The following is a 19,515-nucleotide window of genomic DNA, read 5'->3' as shown; positions in this document are numbered from 1 at the left end:
CGCCAGGCCGTTGATCAGGCGGGCAAGAGCACGCTCGCCCGCCTGATCAACGGCCTGGCGCTGCCCACCTCCGGCACCGTCACCGTGCTCGGCCTGGACACCCGCCGCAACGCCGCCAGGATCCGGCGCGGCGTCGGCTTCCTGTTCACCGACCCCGACGCGCAGATCGTCATGCCCACGGTGGCCGAGGACGTCGCCTTCTCGCTGCGCCGCAAGGGCCTGGCGCGCGAGGAGGTCGAGCGGCGCGTGACGGACGTCCTGTCCAGGTACGGCCTGGCCGGTCACGCCGACCATCCGGCCCACCACCTGTCGGGCGGGCAGAAGCAGTTGCTGGCGCTGTGCTCGGTCATGGTGCTGGAACCGGACATCCTGGTCATGGACGAACCCACCACGCTGCTGGACCTGCGGCACTCCCGCCAGGTCGCCGCGCTGCTGCGCGACATGCCGCAGCAGGTGGTGGTGGTCACCCACGACCTGCCGCTGCTGTCCGGCTTCGATCGGGTGCTGGTGCTCGACGAGGGCCGGGTCGCCGCCGACGGCTCCCCGCAGGAGGCCGTCGGCCACTACCGCAAGCTCATGACGTGAACAGCCTGACCGGCGCCTACGTCCCCGGCTCGTCGGTGCTGCACCGGCTGCCCGCCGGCGTCAAGCTGGCCGCTCTCGCGCTGGCCTGCACCACGCTGGTGCTGCTGGGCTCGCCGGCGGAGCTGGCGGTGGCGGGGGTCGTGGTCGTGGCCCTGTACGCGCTGTCGCGGGTGGGTGTGGCGGCGGCCTGGGCGCAGGTCAAGCCGGTGCGCTGGTTCGCGGTGGCGCTGTTCGCCATGCAGCTCGTCTTCGTCGGCCTGGACGGGGCGGTCGCGACGACGCTGCGGGTGGTGCTGGCCGTGGCGCTGGCCGGGCTGGTCACGCTCACCACCCGCGCCGCGGCCATGATGGCGGCGCTGGAGCGCTGTCTCGCGCCGGCCAGGTTCGTGGGGCTGGACCCGTTCCGGCTGTCGTTGCTGCTGTCGCTGACCGTGCGCAGCGTGCCGGTGATCGCCTCGCTGGCCACGCGGGTCAGGGAGGCGCAGCGGGCCAGGGGGGTGGAGCGCAGCATGCGGGCGTTCGCGGTGCCGCTGGTGGTCAGCTCGTTGCGGCACGCCGACGCGCTGGGCGAGGCGCTGAGCGCCCGGGGTCTGGACGACTGACGCCACCCTCCCTATCCCAGGTTTGACTTATATAAGGTGGCGCTGAAATACTCGGGTGCCGTGCACGCATTCGACGTTCTCGGTGATCCGGTCCGCCGCCGGATCCTGGAGCTGCTCGCCGGCGGGGAGCAGAGTTCCGGCGAGGTCACCGCCACCATCCGGCGCGAGTTCGGGATCTCCCAGCCGGCCGTCTCCCAGCACCTGCGGGTGCTGCGGGACAACGGGTTCGCCTCCGTACGGGCCGAAGGCACCAGGCGGCTGTACGCCGTCGAGCCGGGGCCGTTGCAGGAGGTCGACGTCTGGCTGGAGCGCTTTCGCGGCTTCTGGAGCCAGCGCCTGGACGCCCTGGCGACGGAGCTGGCCCGCGGCAGGCGCGAGCGCCGTCCGACGAACAAGGAAGAGGACCACCCATGAAGATGATCGACCAGCTCAACCAGGCGCACCGCGAGCTCATCAACGGCGAGCGCAAGACCGTGACGCTGAGCCGCCACTACGACGCCGAGGTGGCCGACGTCTGGCAGGCCTGCACCGACGCCGACCGGCTCGCCCGCTGGTTCATGCCCGTCAGCGGCGACCTGCGGCTCGGCGGGACGTACCAGCTCCAGGGCAACGCGGGCGGGCAGATCCTGCGCTGCGAGCCGCCGAGCCTGCTCAAGATCTCCTGGCTGTACGGCCCGGACCCGGGCTTCTCCGAGGTCGAGGTGCGCCTGGCGGCCAAGGACGGGGGCACGCTGCTCGAACTGGTCCACACGGCCGAGGTGCCGCCGGAGTTCTGGTCGCGGTTCGGGCCCGGCTCGGTCGGCGTGGGCTGGGACCTGAGCCTGCTGGGCCTGGCGATGCACCTGGCGGGCAGCCCGAAGGTCGACGAGGAGCGCTTCCACCTCACCGAGGAGGGACGCGCGTTCATCGTCGGCAGCGCCACGGCGTGGAGCCGGGCGCACGGGGCGGCCGGCGCGCCGCAGGACGCGGTCGCCGCCACCCTCGCCGAGACCATCGCCTTCTACGCGCCGCAGCCCGACCAGGAGACCCCCTGACGGAGCCCGGAGCCCGGGGCCCGGGGCAGGACCGGCCGGCACGGGGGCGCGGCCGGCCTTCCGGCGGGCCGGGGTGTCAGATCAGGCTCTGCCCGCCGTCCACCGTGACCACCGTCCCGGTCACGAAGTTGTTGGCCATGAGGAACAGCACGGCCGAGGCCGCCTCGTCCGCCGTGGCGAAGCGTCCCAGCGGCGCCGCGGCCCCGGCCGCCGCCATGGCCGCGGCGTCGGGGGCGCCCATCGCGGCCCGCGACAGCGGGGTGTCGACCACGCCGTACCTGATCGCGTTGACCCGCAGCCGCCGCGGCGCCAGCTCCACCGCCAGCGCCCGGGTGAGCGCCTCGACGGCGCCGATGCCGGCGATGGACGCGGCGGCGCCCGCAATGGGGCGGGTCACGTAGAGGCCGGAGCTCAGGGTGAGGGAGCCGGCGGCGGGCAGGTGGCGGGCGACGGCGCGGGCGGCCCCGTAGGCGCCCCAGATCCGGCCCTCCACGGCCGCGCGCACCTGCTGGTGCGGCGTGTCCAGCAGGGCGCCGACCGCGAGGCTGCCGGCCGTCACCAGGACGTGGTCCACCTGGCCCGCCCGCTCGATGGCCTGCTCCAGGACGGCCTCGTCGGTCCCGTCCCCGGCGACGCCGAGCACGGAGGCTCCCGGGGTCGCGCGCAGGCCGTCCACCGCGGCCGACAGGCGGGCGGGGTCACGGGCGATCAGCGTGACGCGGGCGCCCAGCCCGGTCAGCAGGGCGGCGGCGGCCAGGCCGATGCCGGAGCTGCCGCCGACGATCAGCACGCCGCGCTCCTTCAGGGCGGCGGGCAGCGGCGAGGCGATCGGCATGGGGGCGAGCGTGGTCGTGGACACGATGTTCTCCTCAGCGAATAAACCATCTGGTTGGTTTAGAACGGGATCCACCATGGCGCGAGTCGGCGAATAAGTCAACTGGATGGTTTAATCTTCGGCATGACGTACGACGCCGAAGCCACCCGGCAGCGGATCTTCGAGGCCGCCGCCGCCGAGTTCGCCGAGCACGGGCTGGCCGGCGCCCGGGTCGATCGCATCGCCGCCGCGGCCCGCGCCAACAAACAGGCCATCTACCTGTACTTCGGCGGCAAGGAGAAGCTGTTCGGCCAGGTCGTGCGGGCCAAGGTGGACGAGGTCTGCCACGCGGTGAGCCTCGACCCGCGCACGCTGCCCGAGGCGGTGGGCCGCCTGCACGACTGGTACCACGAGCACCCGGAGCTGGTCCGGCTGCTGCTGTGGGAGGCGCTGGAGGCCGACGCCGGGCAGGTCGAGGGTGAGCGGGAGCGCGGGGAGTCCTACCGCGGGCACGTGGACGGCCTGCTGGCCACGGGCCTGCCGGACCGCACGGCGGCCCAGGACTGGCTGTTCACCGTGCTCGGCCTGGTGGCGTGGAGCTTCGTGGCGCCGCAGATGCGCCGCCTCGTCCTCGACGAGCCCGACGCCGAGCGGGCCGTGGCCCGCCGCAGGGAGACCGTGGTGGAGCTGGCCCGCGTGCTGAGCGAGCGATCGCCGGCCCCAGAGCCGCACGCCTGACCCTGGGCGGCCGTCAAAGAGCCCGGCGCAGGACGGCCTCCCGCCCCACCCACGACAGCTTCTCGGGATTGCGCACGGCGTACAGCCCGGCGATGAGGCCGTTCTCGACGCGTACCGCCAGGACGGCGTCGATGCCGCCGTCCGTCCGGAGGATGAGCCCCGGGGAGCCGTTGACGAGCGCCGGCCGCGGCGTGGTGGCGATCCTGTTCAGCACCGCGGCGACCGTGGCGGCCCCCACGACGGGCTCCAGCGCGGCCCGTACGACCCCGCCGCCGTCGGTCAGCAGGACGACCTCCGGCGCGAGGATGTCGAGCAGGCTCTGCAGCTCGCCCGTCTCGACGGCCCGCCGGAACGCCTCGATCGCCTCCCGGGTCTCGGCCTGGGACACGCTCTCGCGGGGCCGGCGCGCCGCGACGTGCGCCCGCGCCCGGTGAGCGATCTGGCGGACGGCGGCCTGGTTCCTGCCGACGGCCTCGGCGATCTCCGCATAGTCCAGGGCGAACACCTCGCGCAGCACGAACACGGCCCGCTCGGTCGGCGCGAGCGTCTCCAGCACCAGCAGCATGGCCATCGAGACGCTGTCGGCCAGTTCGACGTCCTCGGCCACGTCGGGCGCGGTGAGCAGCGGCTCGGGCAGCCAGGGGCCGACGTAGGACTCCTTGCGGCGGCCGAGCGCGCGCAGCCGGGTCAGCGCCTGGCGGGTGACGACGCGCACGAGGTAGGCGCGCCGGTCGCGCACCGTGCCGAGGTCGACGCCCACCCACTTCAGCCAGGTCTCCTGGAGCACGTCCTCGGCGTCGGCGGCCGAGCCGAGCATCTCGTAGGCGACGGTGAACAGCAGGTTGCGGTGGGCGACGAACGCCTCGGTGGCGGCGTCCCCGCCTCGGTCCTGCTCCACGGGCCCGGTCTGCGGCGTGCCGGCCATCGGCGGCTCCTCACTGTCGGTGATGTCTCCCACCAGACGCCGGGTGGCGCCGTCCTGTGACAGCGCCGGCGTGTGGCGCGCGTCACGCCGGCGGTTTGGGGACCGATGCGGTTGGGTGTCCTATTGTGCCCGGATCGGCGAGCGCTCCTCGTCCGGACGCCACGCTGGGCGTAAATACGTTGCGGGCCCCGCCACGGCTCCTCCTACGATGGCGCGGTGATGACTCAGGTAATCGTCCTCAACGGCGGCTCCAGTTCGGGCAAGGGCGGCATCGCCCGCTGCCTGCAGGCCGTCCTGCCCGATCCGTGGCTGGCCTTCTCGGTGGACACCATGGTGGACGCGCTGCCCGCCTCCCTGCGCGGGGCGGACGCCGGGATCGACTTCACCCCCGACGGCCAGGTGAACGTCGGGCCGGAGTTCAAGGCCCTCGACGAGGGGTGGGCGGCGGGCATCGCCGCGATGGCCCACGCGGGCGCCCGCGTGGTGGTCGACGACGTGTTCCTCGGCGGGACGCACTCCCAGCAGCGCTGGCAGCGGGCCCTGGCCGGGCTGGGCGTGTTGTGGGTCGGGGTGCGCTGCGAGGCCGCGGTGGCCGCGGGCCGCGAGGTCGCGCGGGGCGATCGCACCGTCGGGATGGCGGCCTCGCAGGCGGAGGTGGTCCACCAGGGCGTGCGCTACGACCTGGAGGTGGACACCACGCACGCCGAGTCGATGGAGTGCGCGCGGGCCATCGCCGCCCGCCTCGCCTGAGCGCCGCCTCCCGGACACGGGGGCGGGACCCCCGGGACATAGGGTGGGTGAGTAACCACTTACCATGTGAGCGGAGGGACGAGGCGCATGCACGTCACCGTCTTCGGAGCGACCGGCGGCATCGGCCGGGAACTGCTGCGACAGGGCCTGGAGCGGGGCCACGAGATCACCGCCGTCGTGCGCGACCCCACGCGCCTGCCCGCCGACCTGCGTGAGCGCCTCCACGTCGTGGAGGCCGACGTGCTGGACCCCGATGCCGTCACGCCCGCGATCAAGGGCCGGGACGCCGTGCTCGTCGCGATCGGCCCGCGCGGCCGCGGCCCCACCACCGTCCACTCCGGCTGCATGGCGGCGCTCACCTCGGCCATGGACCGCCAGGACGTCCGCCGCGTGCTCATGGTCAGCGCCGGCGGACTGGAGGCCGACGCCGGCGACGGCCTCCTGACACGGTACGCGCTCAAGCCCGTCATCCAGCGCGTCCTGCGCCACTCCTACGCCGACCTGGCCGCCGCCGAACGCCTGCTGCGCGACGGCGACCTGGACTGGACGATCGTCCGCCCCGCCCGCCTGACCGACCAGGGCCGGACCGGCGCCTACCGCACCGCCACAGACCTCAGCGTCCGCGGCGGGCTCAAGACCACCCGCGCGGACGTCGCCGCGTGCATGCTGGAGCTGATCGGCGAGCCCGCCTCGATCCGCCACGTCGTCTCGGTGGCCTCGTGAACGGGCGGGCCTGCTGAGGGGGTGGTTGCTCCGGGGCCGGGAGCCGACGGCCGTGCGCCGGTCGCGGTTCAGGTCAGGAGCGCCGACGGGTCGCGTTCCGGCGGGCCCGCGGGCCACCACTGCTCGCCCCGCCGGGTGAAGGGGTACCAGCGCCCGTCGCGGCCGTAACGCAGTTGCAGCGCGCCGAGGGTCCAGCGGTTGCGCCGGCTCTCCACCGGCGGCGCCCCCTCGCCCTCCCAGCCGGCCTCCAGCAGCGCCCGCGCCCTGGCCAGGTCCTGCCGGGGCGGCGTCCACGCGCGCTCCAGGACGTCCAGCCCGTCGGCGCCGCCGTAGCGCCACGCCTGGACGGCGGCCTCGAGCCCCGCGTCGGGCTCGAGGTCCAGGACGTGCTCGGCGGCCAGCCGGACGCGGTCCTGGTACTCGCTCAGCTCCGGAAGCCGCCCGCGCCGCAGCACCTCGCGGGAGCGCGCGGCGGCGGAGGCGGCCAGCACCGCCAGCGCGGCCACGTCCACGCCCGGCGCGGGCGGGAACACGGGCGGGCTGTAGACGACGTCGTACGGCGGCGGCTCGGGCAGCGGCGGCGTCCCGGCCGCGTACGCCCGCGCGGCGGGCACCCCGGCCGGCTCGCGTACGGGCGCCTGGCGCTGCTGCAACGCCTCGATGAGGTCACGCTCGCCGCGCCCGCGCAGCAGCAGCAGCACGAACGGGTCGGCGTCCAGCAGCCACGACGCCTGGTAGCACAGGGCGGCGGCGTGCTGGCAGGGGTGGCCCCAGTCGGGGCAGGAGCACTCGGGCTCCAGGTCGCCGACGGCCGGCAGCAGCGGCACGGCCGCGTCGTCGGCGGCCTCGACGAGGTCGTGCGGCATGTCGCGGTCGAGCAGCGCGGCGATGTGCCCGGCCTTGGCGGCGACCTGGTCGAGGAAGCGTTCCCAGGCGGCGTCGGTGAGCTGCTCGACGCGGACGACGACGTCGTACTCGCTCCCGGCGACGGCGGCCAGCCGTCCGGGGCTGACGGTGATGGGGCCGAGCCGGCCGGTCTTGGCGTACGTGCGGCCCTTGCGCAGCAGGACGTGGTCGAGGGAGGTGTCCTCCATGGCCTGCAGCCAGGAGCGGCCCCACCAGGAGGTGGCGAAGCGGGCTCCGGCGCGCTGCGGGGGGAAGGCGGCGAATCCGCGGGCGGGGGTCATCGGGGCCTCCACGGTCATCTCAGCTCGACCAGGGCGGCGAGCTCGGTGTCGGTCAGCTCGGTGAAGGCGGCCTCGCCGGAGGCGAGCACGGCCTCGGCCAGCGAGCGTTTGGCGGTGAGCATCTGGGCGATGCGGTCCTCGATCGTGCCTTCGGCGATGAGGCGGTGCACCTGCACGGGCCGGGTCTGGCCGATGCGGTAGGCGCGGTCGGTGGCCTGGTCCTCGACGGCGGGGTTCCACCAGCGGTCGTAATGGATGACGTGGTCGGCACGGGTGAGGTTCAGGCCGGTGCCGGCGGCCTTGAGCGAGAGCAGGAACACCGGGGCGCTGCCGTCCTGGAAGCGGCTGACCATCTCCTCGCGACGGGCGACGGGGGTGCCGCCGTGCAGGAGCTGGGTGGGGACGCCGCGGCCGGCGAGATGCCGCTCCAGCAGGCGGGCCATGACGACGTACTGGGTGAAGACCAGCGCGGCGCCGTCCTCGGCGACGATGGTGTCGAGGAGTTCGTCGAGCAGTTCCAGCTTGCCGGAGCGGCCGGGCAGGCGCGGGGCGGCCTCGTGCAGGAACTGGGCGGGGTGGTTGCAGATCTGCTTGAGCCCGGTGAGCAGCTTGACGATGAGTCCGCGCCTGGCCATGCCGTGGGCGTCGGCGATCTGGGTCATGCTCTCGCGGACGAGCGCCTCGTACAGGCCGGCCTGTTCGGTGGTGAGCGCGACGGGCCGGTCGGTCTCGGTCTTGGGCGGCAGTTCGGGGGCGATGCCGGGGTCGCTCTTGCGGCGGCGCAGCAGGAACGCCCCGATCAGCCGTGCCAGCCGTTCGGCGGTGCCGGTGTCGCCGGACTCGACGGGCCTGGCCCAGCGGGCCCGGAACCTGGTGAGGGGGCCGAGCAGGCCGGGGGTGGTCCAGTCGAGGATGGCCCACAGCTCCGACAGGTTGTTCTCCACGGGGGTGCCGGTGAGGGCGACGCGGGCGGCGGCGGGGATCTCGCGCAGCGCCTTGGCGGTGCCGGAGGCGGGGTTCTTGACGTGCTGGGCCTCGTCGGCGACGAGCAGGCCCCAGGGGTGGGCGGCCAGCAGGCCGGCGTCACGGCGCATGGTGGCGTACGTGGTGAGCACGAAGCCCGGGCCGCCGCCCTCGTCGGTGAGGGTGCGGTTGCCGCCGTGGTAGCGGCGTACGGGCACGCCGGGCGCGAACCTGGTGATCTCCCGCTCCCAGTTGCCGAGCAGCGAGGCGGGGCAGACGACGAGGGTGGGGCCGGCGTCCTGGGCGGCGCGGTGCAGGTGCAGCGCGATGAGGGTGACGGTCTTGCCCAGGCCCATGTCGTCGGCCAGGCAGGCGCCCAGGCCGAGCGAGGTCATCCGGGCCAGCCAGCGCAGCCCGGCGAGCTGGTAGTCGCGCAGGGTGGCGGCCAGCGCGGCGGGCGGGGCGATGTCGGCGGGCTCGGACAGGCGTTCGCGCAGCTCCGCCAGCCAGGCGGTGGGCTCGACGGGGACCTGCTCGTCGTCGACCTCGACCGTGCCGGTCAGGGCGGCGCCGAGCGCCTCGATGCCGGTCAGGGGTTTCAGCTCGCGGGCGCGGGCCTTGCGGGCCAGGCCGGGGTCGATGAGGACCCACTGGTCGCGCAGCCGCACGACGGGCCGGTGGGCCTCGGCGAGGCGGTCCATCTCGGCGGCGCTCAGGCGTTCGCCGCCGAGGGCGAGCTGCCAGTCGAAGCTGGTCAGGTGGTGGCCGCCGAGGAAGGAGGGCAGGTCGGAGGGGGCGCTGTCGCGCTCGCCGATCACGGCGCGGGCGCTGAGGCCGCGTACCAGGGTTTTCGGCCAGTGCACGTCCACGCCGGCGGCGGCCAGGCGGTCGGCGGCTCCGGCGAGGAGGTCTTCGAGGTCGCCGTCGGTGAGCGTGAGCTCGTCGGGGACGACGCTGTCGAGCAGGCGTTCCAGCCGCGGCCAGGCGCGGGCGGCGCGGCGGACGGCGAGGGTGGCCTCGATCCGGGCGCGGGGGCCGAAGCCGGGGTCGCGGTCCTGCCACAGGTCGGCGGCGTCCACGATGAGGGACGGGTCTGCCAGGCTGTGGAGCTGGGCGACGGCGCGGAACTCGGCGGCGGCCGGGTCGTCGGCCTCGATGCGCAGCGACAGCCGCACGCCGGCGTCGAGCCCGGCCGAGACCTCCTCCGACCAGCGGCGCAGGTGGGGGACCTGGACGGGCCTGGCGGCGGCGAAGGCGGCGGCCCCGGTGGCGCGGACGGCGCCGGGCGAGCGGGGCATGGCGTCGGCGACGGCGTCGAGGAAGGCCCGCAGGAGGGGTTCGGCGTCCGGCAGCAGCGGGCCGCCGTCCGGCGGCGAGGGGGAGTCGAGGGGGACGGCGCGGGCCGCGGCGGGCATGGCGGCGGCCAGTTCGCGCAGGCGTTGCAGGTCGCCGGCGTCCAGCGGGCCGGCCCGCCAGGAGTCGTGCTCCCCGGCCGTGACGCCGGGCAGGATGCGGCCGCGGGTGAGCAGTTGCAGCGCGATGAGCGCGGCTCCGCCCCAGAAGCGGGCGGCGGGGTGCGCGTCCGGGTCCATGCGGGCCCTGGCCAGCGCGGCCACCGCTTCCCCGACCGGGACGAGGGTGGCGGCGGCCGGGCGCGTCAGGACCCGGCCGTCGTGCTCCTCGGCTACGGTGACCACGGCGTCGCCGCCGGGGTCGAGGAAGGCGACGTGCCCGGACCTGGGCGGGTCGCCGGGTTGGAAGACTGCCGGGTGCCGGGTCAGATCCGTGGAAGCGCTCACGGCCGTACAGTGTACGGTACGGTTGGGGTGTGGTTTACCACAGGGAATAATTGGGCAGGCTCCACATTCCGCACTTTTCCAGATCTTCCATAGCCTTGATCTCATGACTGATTGGCTAGTTGGACTCATGGAGAGCCTCGGCGCGCCGGGCGCCGGGCTCGCGATCGCGCTGGAGAACCTCTTCCCGCCCCTGCCCAGCGAGGTGATCCTGCCGCTGGGCGGCTTCACCGCGAGCAGAGGCGAGATGGACCTGCTCGACGTGCTGTTCTTCACCACGCTGGGTTCGGTGGTCGGGGCGCTGGCGCTGTACTGGGTGGGGGCGCTGCTGGGCCGCGAGCGCACCCTGGCCATCGCCGCCAAGCTCCCCCTCGTCAAGATCAGCGACATCGAGAAGACCGAGGCGTGGTTCCAGCGTCACGGCCGCAAGACCGTCTTCTTCGGCCGGATGATCCCCATTTTCCGCAGCCTCATCTCGATCCCCGCCGGCGTCGAGCGCATGCCGCTGCCCATCTTCACCCTCCTCACCACGGCCGGCAGCCTCATCTGGAACACGATCTTCGTGATGGCCGGCTACTACCTGGGCGAGAGCTGGCACCTGGTGGAGACCTACGTGAGCGCGGGCAGCAAGGTCGTGGCGGCCCTGGTCGTCCTGGTGGTCGTGGTCTTCGTCGGGGTCCGGCTGGCCGAGCGCCGTAAGGGAAAGCATGCGAGCCGCCGCTGACGGGCTGCGCCTGGGTGGCGCGGTGGCCCTGGGCGTCGTCACCGCGCTGGGCGAGCTGGTGTTCCTGGTGCTGGCCCTGCCGTTCCTCGGCGACCCGAACGTGCGGGCCGCCGCCCGCCGCCTGGCCCGCCTGGAGGCCCGCCGCCTGCGCCTGGACGTCACCGCGCTGGACGTCACCGCGCCTGCCGGGCCGCCGCACGCCGGGCCGTCCGAGGGCGGGCGGGCGATGGGCTACCTGGCCGCGCGGCTGCCGGTCGGCGTGCTCGGCGGCCTGGTGATCACCCTGCTGGTGTACGGGGTGACGATCGCGGCGCAGGCCGCGTTCGCGTGGAGCCGGGGCGAGCCGTTCGACGGGATGCTGCCCTCGCCGCCGCTGCTGGCCTACCTGTCCGTGGCCGGGTTCGTGGCGCTGTTCCTGGTGCTGTCGGGCCTGGCCGGGGTGCACGCGCTGGAGCGCGCGCTGGCGGCGCGGATGCTCGGGCCCGACCCCACCGAGGCGCTCAGGCGCCGCATCGCCGAACTGGCCGAGAGCCGGGCCGGCATCGTGACGGCGGTGGACTCCGAGCGGCGCAGGATCGAACGCGACCTGCACGACGGGCTGCAGCAGCGGCTGGTGGCGCTGTCGATGCTGATCGGCCGCTCCCTGCGGGGGCGGCCCGAGCTGCTGCAGCAGGCGCACGAGGAGGCCCAGCGAGCCCTGACGGAGCTGCGCGAGGTGGCCTGGCGGGTCTATCCGAGCGGGCTGGACTCGCTCGGGCTGGGCGAGGCGCTGGCCGGCGTGGCCGAACGCAGCGTCGTGCCGGTCACGGTGGACTGCCGGCTGGAGCGGCGCCCGCCGACGGCGGTGGAGACGGCGGCGTACTTCGTGGTCTGCGAGGCCGTCACGAACGCCGCCAAGCACTCCGGCGCCACCCTCGTCACGGTCGAGGTGGGCCGCGAGGGCGGCGCGGTGGTCGTCCGCGTGCGCGACGACGGCGCGGGAGGCGCGCGGGAGGCGGGCGGCGGCCTGTCGGGGCTGGCCCGCCGGGTGGCGGCGCTCGACGGCCGCTTCGAGGTGGCCAGCCCGCCGGGCGGGCCCACGACGATCACGGCGGTGCTGCCATGCGCGTGATCCTGGCCGAGGACTCCACGCTGCTGCGCGAGGGCCTGGTGCGGCTGCTCGCCGAGGAGGGCCACGAGGTGCCCGCGGCCGTCGGCGACGGCCAGGCCCTGGTGGCGGCGGTGGCCGCGCACCGTCCCGACATCGTCGTGGTGGACGTGCGCATGCCGCCCACCCACACCGACGAGGGGCTGCGGGCGGCGCTGGAGATCCGGCGCCGCTGGCCCGGGGTGAAGGTGCTGGTCCTGTCGCAGTACGTGGAGCGGCGCTACGCCGTCGAGCTGATGAGCTCCGACGTGGAGGGCGTGGGCTACCTGCTGAAGGACCGCGTCGGGCAGGTCGGCGACTTCCTCGACGCGCTGGAGCGGGTCGGCGCGGGCGGGGCGGCGTTCGACCCCGAGGTGGTGCGCCAGCTCCTGGCCCGCACCACGCGGGCGGACCCGCTGGCCCGGCTGACGGCGCGCGAGCGCGAGGTGCTGGAGCGGATGGCGCAGGGGCTGACCAACGCCTCGATCGCGCAGGCGCTGCACGTGTCGCAGAGCGCCGTGGAGAAGCACGTCAACTCCCTGTTCGACAAGCTGGGCCTGGCGCACGCCGCCGGGTACAGCCGCCGGGTGCTGGCGGTGCTGCGTTTCCTGGAGTCCTGACCGTAGCCCTGGCTGGGGGGCTGGCTGGGGGGCTGGCCGCGTGCGTCAGCCGCGGGCGAGCACCCGGCCGGCGGCCTGGAGCTGGCGGTCCTTGCGGACCTTGAGCGTCCGGAAGTAGCCGGGGTGCGCGTCGATGGCGGCCCGCTGGATGGGCTGCTCCGCCGCGGCCCAGACGGCGACGAGGCCGCCCTGCCGCTTGCACGCCACGTCCGCCCGCGCCGCGGCGATCTCCTGGCGGGAGGGCACCGGGGCCGTCAGCCACCGTTCGTCGGTGACGGCGGCGAGCGGGTCGGGGTAGGCGAAGCCCTCGCCCTTCATGCAGGCGCTCCAGGAGCGGAAGGCCCGCCGGACGCCGGCGTCGCTCCGGGACTGGGCGAACGTCCGGGTGATGAGCGTGTTGAACAGGGACGGATCGACCTTCGGGGCGTCCTTGAGCAGGTGGGCCCGGGCTCGGCCCGAGCAACCGTCGGACCCGTCGGCGGGCTCGCCGTAGGCGGCCTGGCGCGCGGCGGGCGGCAGCCGCGCCGAGCGGGCGGCGCGCTGGGCGTCGCGGCGGGCCACCGACGGCCGGTCGAAGGGGGCGTGGAAGCCGAAGATCCGGGCGATGTCCGGCTCGATGACGCCGTAGCGGCGGCGGTTCTGCGGCTCGACGTCGTCCTCGGCGGGCCGGGGCAGCGGGTCCCAGGTCAGGCCCTGGCCGCGCATACAGTCGCGGATGAGCAGCTCCCGCGCGGACTCGATCGTCATGATCTCGGCCGGGGAGAAGTTGTAGGCGTCGAAGGGGACGGCGAGCCGCCGCGCCTGCTCCCCGGGCGGCGGGACGACGACGGGCGCGGGGCTCGGCGTGGGGCCCGGTGTGGGGCCCGGCGCGGGGGCACCCGCCGCGCAGCCTGCGGCGGCGAGGAGGAGGATCGAGGCGGCGCATGCCAGCCGGACGGGCACGGTGCGGCTCCCTGCGAGGACGGCGGGACAAAGGGGGCGGAGCACGCCCACGGGGAGCGCGCCCCGCTTTCACCGGGGGCGGGCGGCTACCGCAGCGAGCTGGCCTTGTTGTCGAAACCGTTGTTGGAGAAGTCCTCGTCCTCGCTGTCGGGCTGCGCGATGTAGCCCACGGATCCGGCGCAGGCGCTCAGGTTGTACAACCTGACGGTCCGGTCCGTGGTGTTGACCATCGAGCTGGCGCTGTTGTTCATGGCGTCGGAGATGTTCTGGCAGGTGCCGTTGATGTAGTACATCCGCACGAGTCCGCCGTAGAAGTTGTGCTCATCGTGCTGGAACAGGCAGAAGCCCGCGCACGGCACCGCGGCCGAGGCGGACGTGGCGCCGGCGGAGGAGCCGGCCTGCGCGGCCGAGGCCGAGCCGATCAGGCCGGTCGCGCTCAACAGCAGGGCGGCCACGGACAGGGCGGTCTTTCGCTTCACGTGTGCTTCTCCGATCGACAGGGACGACATCGAGGGACGACATCGGTCGCGTGCTCCACGCTCGTGCCAGGAGCTGGGCCGGCACTGAAATCCCGCTGGGCGCGGCGATCAGGCACGTCAGGCGGCCGGCGGACGTCGAAGACCCCGGCGCGGCGGCGGTTGCGGCGGCGGCCGGTTCAGCGGGTTTTCAGCGAAGCGTCCGACAAACAAGACCGTCTTGACAAATGAATTTGTCGGATGGGAGGGTGGGGCCACCGCAGAAACAAGGAGTCACCCATGAGAAGAATCGTCGCGGGGCTGTTCGTCTCGCTCGACGGCGTCGTCGAGGCCCCCGAGACCTGGCACTTCCCCTACCTCAACGACGAGATGGACCAGGCGGTCACCGCCCAGATGGCGGCCTCGGACGCCCTCCTGCTCGGCCGGCGCACCTACGAGATCTTCGCCGCCCACTGGCCGCACCAGGACGCCGCCGACCCGCTGGCCGCCACCCTGAACGCCGTCCCCAAATACGTCCTGTCCACCACCCTGACCGCGCCCACCTGGCAGCACACCACCGTCCTGGCCGGCGACCCGCGCCAGGAGCTGACCCGGCTCAAGCAGCAGCCGGGCAAGGACATCGGCGTCAGCGGCAGCCCGTCCCTGGTGTCCTGGCTGCTGCGCGAGGGCCTGCTCGACGAGCTCAACCTGCTGGTCGACCCCGTCATGCTCGGCTCCGGCAGGCGACTGTTCGAAGACGACGCCGGCCCGATCCCCATGACGCTCACCGACTCCGCCACCTTCAGCACCGGCGTGCTGAACCTGACCTACACGAGGGCCTGACCATGCCTGCCAAGACCGTCGCCGAGAAACTGCTCGTCAAGCCGGGCACCACGGTGTGGATCTCCGAGGACGCCCACCGCCCCCTGGTGGAGCCGCTGCCCGAAGGCGCCCGGCACGCCGGGAGCCTGAAGGAGGCGGGTGTGGCGGTGTTCTTCGCCGCCGACGCCGCCGGCGCCCGCCGCCTGCTGGACGAGCACCGCGCCGCGCTCACCGAGCCCGCCGTCGTCTGGGTGGCCTACCCGAAGGGCAACCGCTCCGACGTCAACCGCGACACCCTGTGGCCGATCGTCGGCGAGTACGGGCTGCGCCCCAACGGCCAGGTGGCGGTGGACGAGGTGTGGTCGGCCCTGCGCTTTCGCCCGCTGAAGGAGGGCGAGCCCCCGTTCACCGGCGGACGCGGGTGAACCCGTCACCCGGCACGGGTGGGAGAGTGGACGGATGCTCGCTCAGGAACGACTGATCACCCGCGTCCGCGACGCCTGCCACGCCGACCCGCGACTGGAGGCCGCGCTGATGTACGGCTCCTTCGCCCAGGGCGAGGGCGACACGCACAGCGACATCGAGTTCTGGCTGTTCTTCACCCCCGAAGGGCGCGCCGAGGTCGATCCGGCGGCGTGGTGCGCCCAGGTCGCCCCGCTCAGGCATCTGGTCGTCAACGAGTTCGGCACCCATGTGGCGTTCTTCCCGGACCTTCTGCGGGGCGAGTTCCACTTCGCCACCGGCGCGGACATCGCCCAGGTGCGCGCGTGGCCGGCCCGCGGCGCCCCCGTCGAGCGGATGCTCGTCCTCGATCGCGGCGGCAGGCTGGGCGAGGCGCTGGCGGCGGTGCCCGAACAGCCGGCCGTCGTCTCGGACGCCGGCGAGGCGCTGGCGCTGTGCGGGCGCATGGCCAACTGGCTCGTGCTGGCGCATCACGTCAACGAGCGCGGCGAGGTGCTGCGCGCCCTGGACGCGCTGGCCCACGCGCACCGCCACCTGCTGTGGCTGGCCCGGCTGGCCGAGAACCGGACCGGGCACTGGCTGACGCCCTCGCGCGCGGCCGAGGCCGACCTGCCGGCGCACGCGCTGGCCGCCCTCGCCCCCGCCGTGGCGACAGCCGCCACCCGCGAGGAGGTCCGGCGGGCCGTCCAGGCCGCGTGGCGCTGCGGACGCGACTGCTGGCAGCGCCTGGCCGGCCGGTACGACACGCCCGTCCCGCAGGCCCTGTTCGACGACCTCGACCACGCCACCGGCCTGCGATGACCTGCGGCCGCTCCCGGGAGCAGCCGCTTCGCGCCCGCCGTCCCCGCATCGAACGACGCCGGGGCGGGCATGCGAGTGAGGGAGCCCGCCGCCCGCGGGGCCGCCACCGACCCAGGGGGGAAGCCTGGTGAAACCTGTGTACGCGGCCGCCGCCGTCCACGTCCCCGCGCCGCCGGAACAGGTGTTCGCGCTGATCACCGACTGGCCCCGGCACCAGGAGTGGATGCTCCTGACCACCGCCCGGCGGGTGGGCGAGCGCGGCCTGGAGGCGTACACGGGGGTGTGGCCGCTCGGGTTCCTCGACACCATGACCATCACCCACTGGGAGCCGCCGGCGCTGCTGCGCGTCACCCACACCGGACGGCTCGTCCGGGGCCGGGGCGCCATCCGGCTGTTCCCGCAGGAGGGCGGCAGCCGCGTGGTGTGGGCCGAGGAACTGCTGCTGCCGTTCGGCGCGCTCGGCCGGGCCGCCTGGCCGCTGGCCCGGCCGCTGGTGCTCGCGCTCGTCCGGCACTGCCTGCGCCGCCTGGCCGCGCTGCTGCCGCCCGCCTGAACCCCGCTTGCCCGGGGGAGGTTCAGGCGTGCCAGTCGCCCGCCCCGCCCGGCACCGGCGCGCCCGGGTCGTAGGGGGCGCGGGTGAAGACGAACGTGTTGAGGTCGAGGTGGTCGGCCGCCGGCCGCAGCGTCTCCCCGGCGTAGTAGCCGTCCAGCCCCAGCCACGTCCCGTCGTCCTGCGGGACGAACCGCGAGGCGCGCCCGCTGCCGCCGACCGGCTCCAGCGACAGCCCCCGCTCGGGCAGCAGCCGCAGCGTGTACGCCTTCGGCCCCCAGTGCCACAACCCGGTCAGCGCCAGCAGGGCGGGGTCGGCGGCGGCCGGACGCCATTCGTCGGGCAGGCGCGGCTCGTGCTCGTCGAGGATGTCGAGCAGGTCGGCCAGCAGCGTGGGGCTCATGCCGCTGGTGGTGTTGGCCAGGAACAGCACGCCGACGCCTTCGGCGGCCTCGGCCCACACGGTGGCCAGGAAGCCGGGCATGGAGCCGCTGTGCCCGGCCAGGCGGCGCCCGCGGACCCTGGCCAGTTGCAGGCCGAGCCCGAACCCGCCGGTCCAGGCGTCGCCGTCCTCCACGCCGATCGGCTCACGCATCTCGGCGAGCGTGTCGGCGCAGAGCACGCCGCTGCCCTGACCGCCCTGGCCGCCGAGGAAGGCCGCCCAGCGGGCCAGGTCGTGCGCGGTGGACCAGAGCTGCCCGGCCGGGCCCATCGCGTCGGCGTCGTGCTCGGGCTCGGTCAGCACGACGTCGGCCCACGGGTGGACCGCGTACCCGGTGGCGTGCGGGGCGCGCGGGCGGGCGGTGGTGCCGTGCATGCCGAGCGGGTCGAGCACCTCGGCGCGCAGCGCCTTGAGCCAGGTGGTGCCGCGCAGGCGGCCGACCAGCTCGCCGAGCACGGCGAAGCCGACGTTGGAGTAGTGGAAGCGCCGCCCCGGACGGTGCTTGAGCTCGCCGGGCCCGAGCCGCTCCAGCAGGTCGGCGGCGGGGATGCCGGGGGTGCGCTCCCACCAGGCGGTGGGCGGCTCGGCGGTCAGGCCGGCGGTGTGCGACAGCAACTGGGCGATGCTCAGGTGACCCAGCCGGGTGCCGGGCAGGTGCCGCTCGAGCAGGTCGGTCAGCTCCAGCGCGCCTTCGTCGCGCAGCCGCAGCACCACCACCGCGATCATGCTCTTGGTGATGGAGCCGATGCGGTACTGCGTGGCGGCGGTCGGGGGAGCGCCGTCCACGCTGCCGCGCCCGGCGAACCACGCCAGCCGCCCGTCGCGGACGATCGCCGCCGTCACCGAGGGGATCCTGCATTCGGCCTGTTCGACGGCGAGCCTGCGCAGCAGTGCGCGCGCCGCCCCATGTCCCACCTGCGTCATGAGCGACAAGAGTAGCGTCCGGACGGGCGCAGGCCGCGCCCCGATCGGCCGCCCCCGCGGCGGCTGCGGCGGCGGCTGTGCCGGACGCCGGTCCCGGCGGTGGCGCGGATGTGGGACCTCGCGGCCGGATGCCCAGCCGGCCTGGGCGACTTGGCCCCCGATGGGTGGGCCAAGAAGGAGTTGAACCTCGGTAACCGACCGTTTTCGACCCGCGCCGCCACCAGGACCGGCGGCCACACCCGACGTTAACGCATACCGCAGCGGCGTCTCGACCGGTTTCCCCCGGGTCGGCGGCGGTCTCAGGCGTTGTGGAAGAAGTCCCCGCCGAAGGAGGTGAGGGAGAACTCGCCGCCGCCGGTCGGGGACAGGTTCCTGACCCGCAGCGTCACGTTGATCCCGTACCTGACGTCGGTCTTTTGGACGTGGAAGACGTTGCCGCTCTCCAGCGGCCCCTTGAGCCCCTGCGACCAGTCCCCGCGAAGGTCCATGTTCGTGTTGAGGAAGACGCGGGTCGGCCCGTCCCAGACCGACACCTCGATGACCGAGGTGTTCAGCCTGGTGTGCAGAAGGATGAGCACCTTGTCCAGGTTGGCGCGGTCGTTGGCCAGGATGACCGGCGTGGGGATGGGCAGGTGGATCCACTCCGTCCCGTTGGGCGGGATCGTGAACGTCACCCCGAACGCCTGGCGGAACGTGCGCAGGCCCGCGTTCTCGGAGAACGCCGCGTATCCCGGCACCCACGACGAGTACAACTTCTCGGCCACGGCCCTGCCCCCTTCGCTCGCCGGTCGGCTCGTTGAGCAATCCCCGGCGGCGGCTCACGCCAACACCCGCGAAAGCCCTGTTCACCCCCAAATGAGCGCGCCCCCGCGCGCACGTGAGGCATCCGGGGATCCGGGACATCTGGGACGGCGTCGCGGCCGCCGGGCGAGCCGCCCGGCGGCCGCGAGCTCTCACCTCATCCGGCCGAGCACAGCTTGCCGGCGTACGCCGCGCTTCGTACCTGCGGATACGGCCCGAGCGTCGTCACGCCCGGCTTGACGCACAGTTCGTAGGAATCGAAGATCGTGACGACCCGGATGATGACGTCGGTCCGCGGCGGCGTGTCGCAGTGCCCGTAGTAGGCCGTGAAGCCCGAGCTGTAGAAACCGCAGCGCAACGCGGCCGGTTCCGGGCCGGCGGACGTCGCGGCCGAGGCCGGCGTCCCGGACAACGCGACGGTGGCGGCCGCCAGGGCGACGATGGCCGACTTCGCGAGGGCGGGCGTGGTCAAGCGCATGATTCCCCCAGGGATGCAGAAGAAGATCCGACACGGGCAGCCAAGCGCATGACGGCATCACCCCGGCGTCATCCGGGCTTCACACCCGTTCAGGTGGGTGCCGCCCTGGTGGGGCGAGTGGCGCGGCTCCTGGCGCGATGCCCGCCGTCCCAGGGCGTGATCACATGTCGATCTTGCCCTAGTCTCGTCGGTGTGGTGGAGGCCGAGCGGAGCCCAGGCGCGGGTGCGGGTGCGGGTGCGGGTGCGGAGAA

The 19,515-nt window shown here is 74.3% G+C and carries 23 protein-coding genes; 14 read left to right on the top strand and 9 right to left on the bottom strand.

What is annotated here, in order from left to right; all coding sequences use genetic code 11:
• The 4 genes from FAF44_RS30940 to FAF44_RS30925 form a co-directional block, all read left to right on the top strand.
• A partial coding sequence (locus FAF44_RS30940; RefSeq protein ID WP_237106841.1) for an energy-coupling factor ABC transporter ATP-binding protein occupies positions 1-585 on the top strand: 585 nt, incomplete at its 5' end.
• Positions 582-1,187 (top strand): energy-coupling factor transporter transmembrane protein EcfT, encoded by a 606-nt coding sequence (locus tag FAF44_RS30935; RefSeq protein ID WP_237106840.1) that lies wholly within the window; start codon positions 582-584, stop codon positions 1,185-1,187. The genes FAF44_RS30940 and FAF44_RS30935, both read left to right, overlap by 4 nt.
• A gap of 60 nt (positions 1,188-1,247) precedes the next feature.
• Positions 1,248-1,601, top strand: coding sequence for a helix-turn-helix transcriptional regulator (locus FAF44_RS30930; protein ID WP_237106839.1), 354 nt, complete (start codon positions 1,248-1,250; stop codon positions 1,599-1,601).
• Positions 1,598-2,221 (top strand): SRPBCC family protein, encoded by a 624-nt coding sequence (locus tag FAF44_RS30925; RefSeq protein ID WP_237106838.1) that lies wholly within the window; start codon positions 1,598-1,600, stop codon positions 2,219-2,221. Before FAF44_RS30930 ends, FAF44_RS30925 begins: the two co-directional genes overlap by 4 nt.
• Positions 2,222-2,297: 76 nt before the next feature.
• On the opposite strand, the gene FAF44_RS30920 is transcribed toward FAF44_RS30925, so the two are convergent.
• Positions 2,298-3,080 carry an SDR family oxidoreductase gene (locus FAF44_RS30920; protein WP_237106837.1) on the bottom strand — a complete coding sequence of 261 codons (783 nt, stop codon included), beginning with the start codon at positions 3,078-3,080 and terminating at the stop codon, positions 2,298-2,300.
• Positions 3,081-3,179: 99 nt separating this feature from the next.
• On the opposite strand from FAF44_RS30920, the gene FAF44_RS30915 reads away from it, so the two are divergent.
• On the top strand, positions 3,180-3,773 hold the full coding sequence (locus FAF44_RS30915; protein WP_237106836.1) for a TetR family transcriptional regulator: 594 nt from the start codon (positions 3,180-3,182) through the stop codon (positions 3,771-3,773).
• 13 nt (positions 3,774-3,786) lie between these two features.
• Here FAF44_RS30915 and FAF44_RS30910 read toward each other — a convergent pair whose 3' ends face one another.
• The gene (locus tag FAF44_RS30910; protein ID WP_237106843.1) at positions 3,787-4,698 is read right to left on the bottom strand and encodes an RNA polymerase sigma-70 factor; all 912 of its coding nucleotides are present in this window, start codon (positions 4,696-4,698) and stop codon (positions 3,787-3,789) included.
• A 219-nt stretch (positions 4,699-4,917) separates the two neighbouring features.
• Here FAF44_RS30910 and cpt point away from each other — a divergent pair, with 219 nt between their 5' ends.
• Together cpt and FAF44_RS30900 are read left to right on the top strand one after the other, a co-directional pair.
• On the top strand, positions 4,918-5,448 hold the full coding sequence (gene cpt / locus FAF44_RS30905; RefSeq protein WP_237106842.1) for a chloramphenicol phosphotransferase CPT: 531 nt from the start codon (positions 4,918-4,920) through the stop codon (positions 5,446-5,448).
• Positions 5,449-5,535: 87 nt separating this feature from the next.
• Positions 5,536-6,171 carry an NAD(P)-dependent oxidoreductase gene (locus FAF44_RS30900; RefSeq protein WP_237106835.1) on the top strand — a complete coding sequence of 212 codons (636 nt, stop codon included), beginning with the start codon at positions 5,536-5,538 and terminating at the stop codon, positions 6,169-6,171.
• A 68-nt stretch (positions 6,172-6,239) separates the two neighbouring features.
• Here FAF44_RS30900 and FAF44_RS30895 read toward each other — a convergent pair whose 3' ends face one another.
• Positions 6,240-7,358 (bottom strand): SWIM zinc finger family protein, encoded by a 1,119-nt coding sequence (locus FAF44_RS30895; protein ID WP_237106834.1) that lies wholly within the window; start codon positions 7,356-7,358, stop codon positions 6,240-6,242.
• Between the two features lie 14 nt (positions 7,359-7,372).
• On the bottom strand, positions 7,373-10,120 hold the full coding sequence (locus FAF44_RS30890) for a DEAD/DEAH box helicase (protein ID WP_237106833.1): 2,748 nt from the start codon (positions 10,118-10,120) through the stop codon (positions 7,373-7,375).
• 103 nt (positions 10,121-10,223) lie between these two features.
• On the opposite strand from FAF44_RS30890, the gene FAF44_RS30885 reads away from it, so the two are divergent.
• The 3 genes from FAF44_RS30885 to FAF44_RS30875 are packed head-to-tail and all read left to right on the top strand — an operon-like array spanning position 10,224 to position 12,587.
• The gene (locus FAF44_RS30885) at positions 10,224-10,841 is read left to right on the top strand and encodes a DedA family protein (protein ID WP_237106832.1); all 618 of its coding nucleotides are present in this window, start codon (positions 10,224-10,226) and stop codon (positions 10,839-10,841) included.
• A complete protein-coding gene (locus FAF44_RS30880; protein ID WP_237106831.1) occupies positions 10,825-11,952 on the top strand; it encodes a sensor histidine kinase in 1,128 nt (375 codons plus the stop codon). The genes FAF44_RS30885 and FAF44_RS30880 overlap by 17 nt, the downstream gene beginning before the upstream one ends.
• Positions 11,943-12,587 (top strand): response regulator transcription factor, encoded by a 645-nt coding sequence (locus tag FAF44_RS30875; protein ID WP_237106830.1) that lies wholly within the window; start codon positions 11,943-11,945, stop codon positions 12,585-12,587. The genes FAF44_RS30880 and FAF44_RS30875 overlap by 10 nt, the downstream gene beginning before the upstream one ends.
• A 45-nt stretch (positions 12,588-12,632) precedes the next feature.
• On the opposite strand, the gene FAF44_RS30870 is transcribed toward FAF44_RS30875, so the two are convergent.
• Both FAF44_RS30870 and FAF44_RS30865 read right to left on the bottom strand, forming a co-directional pair.
• Complete coding sequence (locus tag FAF44_RS30870; RefSeq protein ID WP_237106829.1) at positions 12,633-13,529, bottom strand: hypothetical protein; 897 nt, start codon at positions 13,527-13,529, stop codon at positions 12,633-12,635.
• Positions 13,530-13,615: 86 nt separating this feature from the next.
• Positions 13,616-14,008: a peptidase inhibitor family I36 protein gene (locus FAF44_RS30865; RefSeq protein ID WP_237106828.1), complete on the bottom strand. Its 393-nt coding sequence runs from the start codon at positions 14,006-14,008 to the stop codon at positions 13,616-13,618.
• 276 nt (positions 14,009-14,284) lie between these two features.
• On the opposite strand from FAF44_RS30865, the gene FAF44_RS30860 reads away from it, so the two are divergent.
• The 4 genes from FAF44_RS30860 (at position 14,285) to FAF44_RS30845 (ending at position 16,622) form a co-directional block, all read left to right on the top strand.
• The gene (locus FAF44_RS30860) at positions 14,285-14,827 is read left to right on the top strand and encodes a dihydrofolate reductase family protein (RefSeq protein WP_237106827.1); all 543 of its coding nucleotides are present in this window, start codon (positions 14,285-14,287) and stop codon (positions 14,825-14,827) included.
• A 2-nt stretch (positions 14,828-14,829) separates the two neighbouring features.
• Positions 14,830-15,231 (top strand): hypothetical protein, encoded by a 402-nt coding sequence (locus FAF44_RS30855; RefSeq protein WP_237106826.1) that lies wholly within the window; start codon positions 14,830-14,832, stop codon positions 15,229-15,231.
• Positions 15,232-15,265: 34 nt separating this feature from the next.
• Positions 15,266-16,069: a nucleotidyltransferase domain-containing protein gene (locus tag FAF44_RS30850; protein WP_237106825.1), complete on the top strand. Its 804-nt coding sequence runs from the start codon at positions 15,266-15,268 to the stop codon at positions 16,067-16,069.
• 127 nt (positions 16,070-16,196) lie between these two features.
• Complete coding sequence (locus FAF44_RS30845) at positions 16,197-16,622, top strand: SRPBCC family protein (protein ID WP_237106824.1); 426 nt, start codon at positions 16,197-16,199, stop codon at positions 16,620-16,622.
• A gap of 22 nt (positions 16,623-16,644) precedes the next feature.
• Here the strand turns inward: FAF44_RS30845 and FAF44_RS30840 are convergent, their stop codons facing one another.
• The 3 genes from FAF44_RS30840 to FAF44_RS30830 form a co-directional block, all read right to left on the bottom strand.
• Complete coding sequence (locus tag FAF44_RS30840) at positions 16,645-17,985, bottom strand: serine hydrolase (protein WP_237106823.1); 1,341 nt, start codon at positions 17,983-17,985, stop codon at positions 16,645-16,647.
• 299 nt (positions 17,986-18,284) lie between these two features.
• The gene (locus FAF44_RS30835) at positions 18,285-18,749 is read right to left on the bottom strand and encodes a DUF6623 family protein (RefSeq protein WP_237106822.1); all 465 of its coding nucleotides are present in this window, start codon (positions 18,747-18,749) and stop codon (positions 18,285-18,287) included.
• A 194-nt stretch (positions 18,750-18,943) separates the two neighbouring features.
• The gene (locus FAF44_RS30830; RefSeq protein ID WP_237106821.1) at positions 18,944-19,264 is read right to left on the bottom strand and encodes a DUF6355 family natural product biosynthesis protein; all 321 of its coding nucleotides are present in this window, start codon (positions 19,262-19,264) and stop codon (positions 18,944-18,946) included.
• Positions 19,265-19,515: the final 251 nt, after the last annotated feature.

The sequence above is a fragment of the Nonomuraea sp. MG754425 genome (assembly GCF_021699195.1).
Lineage (GTDB): Bacteria > Actinomycetota > Actinomycetes > Streptosporangiales > Streptosporangiaceae > Nonomuraea.
Note: the sequence above shows the minus strand (reverse complement) of the source record. Positions and strands in the feature narration are given on the sequence as shown.